Raw genomic sequence first — 7,439 nt, forward strand, 5'->3', positions numbered from 1 at the left:
ACCAGGCGAGGAAGGATCGTCCTCGATCGATCTCGCGTAACCCGACCAGTAGGTCGTTGGTGGAGGATTGTTCGGGTGTTGTCGGGTCGACCCCACCCAATAGATCGGCATTGTCGAGTGGCAATTGCGGCCAGCGGGAATCGGTGAACGACAGTGATGTCGTGGGTGTGTTCGTCATCTGATCACCTCCCCCCGGAGTGCTTGTGACCTGCGGTAAAGAACTTTTGTTCGATTACAGGCCACGGTACACGAGCCCACCGACAAACTCCGTCGTCACCGAATTTCCCCGACCCCTGTGGACAATTCCGGCAACGCGGCAATACTTCAGTCATGCCCGCGAGCCGTACCCCCGCCGTCACCCGCACCGTCAACGGGACATCGGCGGTCGAATGGTTCCTGATCTTCGCCGTCGCCACGATCCTGGTCACTCGCGGATATCTGGCGGCCACCGGCTATCCACAGGTCGGCGGCGGCACCCTGCACATCGCACATGCGCTGTGGGGCGGTGCACTGATGATGCTGGCCCTGGTGGCCGGCTGGATGTTCCTCGGACCGACGGCCCGAGCCGTGACGATCTTGTTGGGCGGCATCGGATTCGGACTGTTCCTGGACGAGGTGGGCAAATTCGTCACCAAGGACAACGACTATTTCTACGGCCCGGCCGCGGAGATCATGTATGTTCTCGTCCTACTGATCCTGGTGATCGGCAGAGCGGTTCGAGATCTTCGGAAGCCCTCTGCCGCAGAGGCATTGGCCAATGCCGCGGCCATCGCCGCCGACGGACTCACGCATGGACTCACCCCGCGCAGACGGGCGGCGGCCCTCCGATTACTCACCTACACAGGCGAAACCGATGCCGACGCCGAGATCGTCGCGCACATCCGTGCACTGGTGGACGCCGCACCCGACACCCCCGACCGTCTGTTGCAGCTCCGTGAGCGATGCATCCGGGCGATCCCCGGCGTGTGCCGCAGCCCCAAACTGCTCACCCTCAGCGGCTGGCTGCTGGTGGCCGGATCGGCGGTCGCGGTGATCGTCGGCATCCTGCAGTGGACGCTCGATCCCGAGCGCCTCGCCGAACTGAACATCACCCTGGAACTCGGCACCGACGACACCACCGGATGGATCCTGTTCCTCAGCGGCGCACTGACCCTTCCACTGGCGCTGCCGGCCATGATCGCACGCAACCGCACCACCGAGGCGTGGCCGCTGCGATCACTGCGGATCGGGGCGATCGTCTACACCTTCACCAACGCCCTCGTCGACTTCGCGACCGACGGTTTCGGGGCGATCGTCGGCCTGACGATCGGTGCGCTGACCCTCGCGGTGATCTCGTACCACCTGGCGGAGCGCGAGACCGCACACGCGACCCAAGACGCCTCCGAAGCCCCGGTTCCATCCCTCTGACCAGGCGATTTACGTTTTGGGCCGAATGTGTCCTACGCTAGTGCAGCTCCCATGCGGATAGCTTCCGCGTGTGAGACCAGGCCCCCTTCGTCTAGCGGCCTAGGACGCCGCCCTCTCAAGGCGGTAACGCGGGTTCAAATCCCGTAGGGGGTACGCCTGAACTCTCACGAGTTCGGACAACAGAATATGGCCCTGTGGCGCAGTTGGTTAGCGCGCCGCCCTGTCACGGCGGAGGTCGCGGGTTCGAGTCCCGTCAGGGTCGCCATCTCGGCGTCGGTCCGGTGCGCATCAGCGCATCGGGCCGATGTCGTCCGGCCAGGTAGCTCAGTTGGTACGAGCGTCCGCCTGAAAAGCGGAAGGTCGCCGGTTCGATCCCGGCCCTGGCCACCAGCCGGGAGCGTCGCGCCACAGTTGCGCGGGTGATCCCCGGGCCGTACCGCGTCACCATTCCGGTGATCCACTCCACGCCCACCGGATTCGCACTGTGCACACCGACGATCGGTGGCCACCCGCCGTGCTCGGCGAGGTACGGGTCGCCACCGGTTTCCGAACGCGGCGGACGCTCACCGGAACCGCTCCCGCAACTCCGGATGCTCCTGCCACCACAGCGTCGGGGCCTGCTCGTCGGAATCCCGGGCCGATTCCTCCGCACGGGCGTCGACCACCTCCTCCACGAGACGTTCCTCCGCCCGGAACCGCGAGAACACGACGAGCAGGAACGGCAGCCCGATCACATCCCCCAGAATCCACAGGATGCCCGCCCCGATGGTCTGGTCCGTGCGGATCGACGGTCCCCAGGTGCGGTGGAGGGACTCGTAGTACGACGCCGCCACGATCGGCCCCTGCCACAGCACGACGCCGAGCACGCCGTCGCCGATGGTCTCCGCGAGCGAGAGCAGCAGGGTCAGCGACTGCGCATGCCGACGCGGCACCGGATCGAGCTGGAGGCGAGCGTAGAAGTAGCCGAGCCCACAGAGCACGAGCAGCAGCCGCGTCAGGACGTCGAGCACGTCGGACCGCAGCATCGCCGGATACCACCCGGTGAGGTAGATCAGCCACGGCATCACGATCACCCCCGCCGAGGTCACCACCGGCGACGCCGACACCCGGGCGAACCGCGTGCCGAGGGCGGCATCCACCCGCTCCTGCCCTCGCGGCCCCAGCGCGGCGCGTATCACCGTCAGCGGCATCGCCAGGGCGAGACAGAACGGCACCACGAGCAGCAGCAGGACCACCTGCAGGGCCCGCACCCAGAACAGGGTGTCGGAGTAGACGCCGATGAAGCTGCACGCCGACACCAGCCACACCACCCCACCGGCGACACCGGGAACGGCCCGCGCCCAGGGCAGCCCCGAACGCCGCAGACAGACCAGATAGGCCCCGACGGCGAGCAGGACCACCGGAACCGTCACCACGTCGACCTGCCAGGCGGTCGGCACCGACCCGAGGTCGAGCGGCGGCGGAGTCGAGCTCATCCCTCGAGTATGCACTTCTCGGATCATGTTGCTCTGCAATCGATTCCACCCATATCGGATATCGACGACATAGCGCACGAACCCCACCTGGCGGCGGTGACCACCCACGTGTCGGGCCGCCGTGGTGAACTGGAGGACATGGTCCGCCTCGAACGCAGCGTCGCCACCGAACGCCTCACCACCTTCGATCGCCGCGCGGCATCGACGAGCGGCACCGCCGCAGCCGTCACTCTCGTGATCGTCGAGCAGGACGACCAACAGGGCATCTGGCTGCTGCGCCGACCGATGGGTATGCGGCGTCATGCGGCACAGTTCGCCCTGCCCGGCGGACGCCTCGATCCCGGGGAGAACCAGATCGACGCGGCACTGCGCGAACTGCACGAGGAGATGGGTGTCCGGCTCGACGCCGACACCGTGCTGGGCCGCCTCGACGACTACGCCACCCGCTCGGGCTACGTGATCACGCCGGTCGTGTGCTGGGCCGGACGGGCCCCCGAACCCACCCCCAACCCCGACGAGGTGTCGGAGTGGTACTTCATCCGCTTCGAGCACCTGCTGGCCGAACCGCGCTTCATCTCCATCCCCGAGTCGCCGCGGCCGGTGATCCAGATGCCGATCCCCGGCGTACGTCGCGATCCGGCCGACACCTCGCCGAGCGGGCGCACCTCGCTGGTCCACGCCCCCACCGGAGCCATCCTCTACCAGTTCGCCGAGGTGGTCCTGAGGGGCCGGGACACCCGCGTCGACGGATTCGAGCAGCCGGTTTTCGCCTGGTCATGAGATCTTCGAAAAAAATTCTCCCGATCCGGGAATGAAATCGGACCGCAGTCCGCTTATAGTGGTGATGGGTCGAGGAGCGACCCACCAGACCTCAGCAGAAATCCGCAGAGCGTAGGAGCACCCCATGAGCACCCCCACCGTCACCGCACCGATCGCAGCCGGCACCTGGACCATCGACCCGGTCCACTCGGCCGTCGCCTTCTCCGTCAAGCACCTGATGGTCAGCAAGGTCCGCGGCAAGTTCGACACCTTCAGCGGCACCATCACCATCGCCGAGGACGGCACCCCGTCGGTGCAGGCCGAGATCGACGTCCGCTCGATCACCACCGGCAACGACCAGCGCGATGCCCACATCCGCTCGGCAGACTTCTTCGACGCCGAGCAGTTCCCGACCGCCACCTTCGTCTCCACCGCAGTGACCCCGAAGGGTGACGACTACGTCCTCACCGGCGACTTCACCCTGCACGGCGTGACCAAGTCGGTCGACCTGCAGCTCGAGTTCAACGGCGTCAACCCCGGCATGGGCAACGGCCCGGTCGCCGGCTTCGAGGCGAGCACCGTACTCAGCCGCAAGGACTTCGGCATCGACATCGAGATGCCGCTCGAGGGCGGCGGCGTCGTGGTGGGCGACAAGATCACCATCACCCTCGAGATCGAGGCCGGTCAGGGCGCCTGATCAGACCTCTCACAGGAGGATCGGCCCACGACGAGTGGGCCGATCAGAAACGGGATCGGTACCGCATAACCCCGCGCGGTATCGGTCCCGTTTCGTCTGTCCGGGTCGCCTCCGCGTCATCTGTCGGGAAGCCGCCCGCTCATGCACTCAACTCGTCCCCGAGCTTCATCGCACGGAGCATCGCCAGCATCTCCGCCCGGCTCTGCGCACCGATGCGCTGACGGATTCGGGCCACATGGTGCTCGACGGTCTTGGCGGAGATGAACAGCCGCTCGCCGATTCCCTTATAGGTGATCCCCGACAGCAACAGCGTCGCCACCTCACGCTCACGCTCGCTGAGGACCGCCACCGACGACTTCCGTTCGGCTTCCGCGTCGTCGGCGGCGACCGGCTGCCGATAGGTGCGCAGGGAGCGCGCCACCTGCAGCATCGCCGCCCCCACTCGCGGATCGTCGGCGATCAGGGCGGCCTGCCCGGCCAGGCGTGCCCCGTCCCAGGTGTACCCGAACTCGTCGAGGGTCCGTGCGGCCTCCTCCACCTGGTCCGGGTCGATCTCCCCACCGAGCACGTTGACCCACACCCGGCCGGCCCGCGCCAGCACCGCGGCCTGGGGGTCGGCCCGTCCCGCCTCGGCCAGTGCGCGTGCATGGGGAACCAGATCGGTCGGTGCCCGACCGGCGATCGCCGCGTGCACCCCGTACCAGTGCACCGCCGCCGACCACTGTGGTGCGTCGCCGATCCCGGTGAGCACGGCGGTGATCCGCTCGACGGTCGGCGTCATCTCGTCGAGCTTCCCGAGCTGTGCCGCGGCGACCCACAATTCGCCGACGAACAACAGCCCGAACAGGTCGGCGGTGTACTCGCCGAGCGGATCGATCGCCGCATCCCACGCCGCCCGCAGCGTCCCGGCATCGCCGTTGCGCCGCGCCACCGCGACGCGCAGTGCGGCGACGGTGAGAATGTCACGCTGTCCGGTGTGTGCCTGACCGGTGGCCTCGCGTGCCACCGCCTCGACCTCTCTCGCCGCCGCGGCGACGTCTCCCTCGAACAGGGTGACCCACGCCAGCAGGATCCGACGGCGCAGCCGGTGTATCGGCGGCAGTGCGTCGGCGGGTGTCCGCGTCAGCACTGTCCGTGCCCTCGACGCCTGGCCGCGATGCAGGGCGAGGAGTGCTGCGGTGGCCGCAGCGGTGTCGGCACACAGCCGGGTAGCCGAGCAGTCCCGCTCCAGTGCGGCGGCACAGATCAGCGTGTGCAGTGCGGCGGCATCGGTTCTCGCGAACGACTCGGCGAGCCCCCGGGCGGTCATCGCCTCCACCTGTGCGGCCAGCCTGGGTGTGACGACCTGACCGTCGGCACCGTCACCGAGCCCGCGGATGGGTCGCGCATCGCCCGCGGTGGCATCGACGATCGCCCAGATCCGGGAACACCCGCCCGCCGGCATCGGTGACCCGCCGTCGGCGGCGTCGGCCAGCCAGGCATACAGCCGTGCCGCGCGCGGTGCGTCGCCACGCACGATCGCGATCACCGACGCCACCTCCACCGAGCGCGCGCTCTGCGCCCGGTCCATCCGCCCCCAGAGCGCATCGATGGTCTCGGCGGCGCTGCGCAGATCGCCGGCCAGCACCTGAAGCCGCACTCCCTCGAGGCGGCTGTCCACCGACCGGTCCACGCCGTCGGAGGACAACTGAACGGCCAGCCGGTCCGAGACACCACCCGCGCCGGCCAGCAGATCGCGCAAGGCCACCTCGATGTCACGCACGCGGGTCCGCCCGAGAACCGCGATCACCTGCCGGTGCACATCGGCGACAAAGGCTTCCGGGCCGCCGGCGAATCCGGAACAGCGTGCGGCATCCAGCAGTTCGGCGGCACGTCCGGCGTCGACGCCCAGGGTCGCGCAGACCTCGGTGGCCCCGATCGGGACGTCGAGCGTCGCCAGCGCCAGCACCGCGACCTCCGCCGGGTCCATCTCGTAGAGGCGCTCGCGGATCTCGTTGCCCGTCACCGCCTCCAGCCCCTGCACATCGATTCCGGCACGCAGGGCCGCCACCGCCGCCGCCACCAGACACTGCCGGCCCGCGGTCCGCGTATGCAGCGTCGCGGCCACCCGACGGTCGGTGATGCCGACCTCCGCCGACAGCTCCGCCTCGATCTCCGCAGACGTCAACGGCGCCAACCGGATCGGTGGATACTCCCGGGTCAGGGCGGCGAGTACGGGTCGCAGCGCGGCCGAGTGCCGGGTGGGGCGGGTGGCCGCCACCACGACATGCGCACCACGGTCGACGATGCCCGCAACGGTCCGCAGCTCGGGTTCGGTGAGCAGATCCAGATCGTCGACGACGAGGGCGTCACAGTCCCCGACGGGCACGCGGGTGTGCGTGGCGACGCGTAGACCCGCCTCGCGCAACGCCTTTCGGACCTGCGACAGCAGCGAACTCTTCCCCGAGCCGGCCACGCCGAGAACGGCGAGGGCACGAGGCCGTCCCGGGTCCTCCGACAGCACCGACAACAGTTCGGCACCCTGCTCGGTCAACATGACCGGCACTATTCGGCACCGGGATTCGGCGCCGCGGTGGTCGCACCACCGCCGGCGCCACCGGTCGGGATCGGTTCGGTGATGACCGGGGGCGGCTCCGTGGTGACACTCACGCTCGGCTCGGTCTCCGACGGCTCGGTGGTGTGGGTGGCGGTCTCGGTGGGGACCTGCTGGTTGCCGACCTGCGGTTCCTCACCCACCTCGGGGGCGGTGGCCGCGGGTGTCGTCTCCGTGGTTGTCGTGCTCGCCTCGGTGGTCGTGGTGACGGTGGCCGGCGGTGTGGACCCGCCGCCGTCGTCGTGGGTCACCGCCCACACCGTCCCGGCCGACAGTGCCAGCACTATCGCCGTCCCCGCCACGATGAGGGCACGCCGTCGGTGTCCGCCACCGGTGTCCGCCTCGGCAGCGTCGTCGCCGCCACCCTCGTGGGTGTCGGTGAAGCTGAGCACCGGACGCCGTGGGCCGTTGCCGACGGGCGGTCCGCCCTCGGTATGTGCGCCACCGTCGGCAGGTGGCGGGGTCGGCGGCGGGCGGTGTCCCGTGCCCGGGGCCGGTATCGCGCCGC

5 protein-coding genes, 3 tRNA genes and 1 pseudogene are annotated in these 7,439 nt (G+C 69.0%); 6 read left to right on the forward strand and 3 right to left on the reverse strand.

The genetic code is table 11. The features are described 5' to 3' along the window. Window positions 1-330: 330 nt before the first annotated feature. The 4 genes from GD1_RS23480 (at window position 331) to GD1_RS23495 (ending at window position 1,797) form a co-directional block, all read left to right on the forward strand. Window positions 331-1,407 (forward strand): hypothetical protein, encoded by a 1,077-nt coding sequence (locus GD1_RS23480; protein ID WP_059039934.1) that lies wholly within the window; start codon window positions 331-333, stop codon window positions 1,405-1,407. A gap of 80 nt (window positions 1,408-1,487) precedes the next feature. Next, window positions 1,488-1,560, forward strand: a tRNA-Glu gene (locus GD1_RS23485). 35 nt (window positions 1,561-1,595) lie between these two features. Continuing rightward, window positions 1,596-1,672: transfer RNA gene (locus GD1_RS23490), tRNA-Asp, on the forward strand. 48 nt (window positions 1,673-1,720) lie between these two features. Then, window positions 1,721-1,797 (forward strand) — tRNA-Phe (locus tag GD1_RS23495). A gap of 173 nt (window positions 1,798-1,970) precedes the next feature. Here GD1_RS23495 and GD1_RS23500 read toward each other — a convergent pair. Next, a complete protein-coding gene (locus GD1_RS23500) occupies window positions 1,971-2,882 on the reverse strand; it encodes a cytochrome c oxidase assembly protein (protein WP_059039935.1) in 912 nt (303 codons plus the stop codon). A gap of 138 nt (window positions 2,883-3,020) precedes the next feature. Between GD1_RS23500 and GD1_RS23505 the strand changes: the two genes are divergently transcribed. Beyond that, complete coding sequence (locus GD1_RS23505) at window positions 3,021-3,662, forward strand: NUDIX hydrolase (RefSeq protein ID WP_053778829.1); 642 nt, start codon at window positions 3,021-3,023, stop codon at window positions 3,660-3,662. Window positions 3,663-3,786: 124 nt separating this feature from the next. After that, window positions 3,787-4,338, forward strand: a complete 552-nt coding sequence (locus GD1_RS23510) for a YceI family protein (protein WP_020791534.1) — start codon at window positions 3,787-3,789, stop codon at window positions 4,336-4,338. Between the two features lie 139 nt (window positions 4,339-4,477). Here the strand turns inward: GD1_RS23510 and GD1_RS23515 are convergent, their stop codons facing one another. Next, complete coding sequence (locus GD1_RS23515) at window positions 4,478-6,874, reverse strand: helix-turn-helix transcriptional regulator (RefSeq protein WP_157079607.1); 2,397 nt, start codon at window positions 6,872-6,874, stop codon at window positions 4,478-4,480. 8 nt (window positions 6,875-6,882) lie between these two features. Further along, window positions 6,883-7,439: pseudogene (locus GD1_RS25125) on the reverse strand (hypothetical protein); the annotation flags it as partial.

The organism is Gordonia desulfuricans NBRC 100010, from assembly GCF_001485495.1.
GTDB lineage: Bacteria > Actinomycetota > Actinomycetes > Mycobacteriales > Mycobacteriaceae > Gordonia > Gordonia desulfuricans.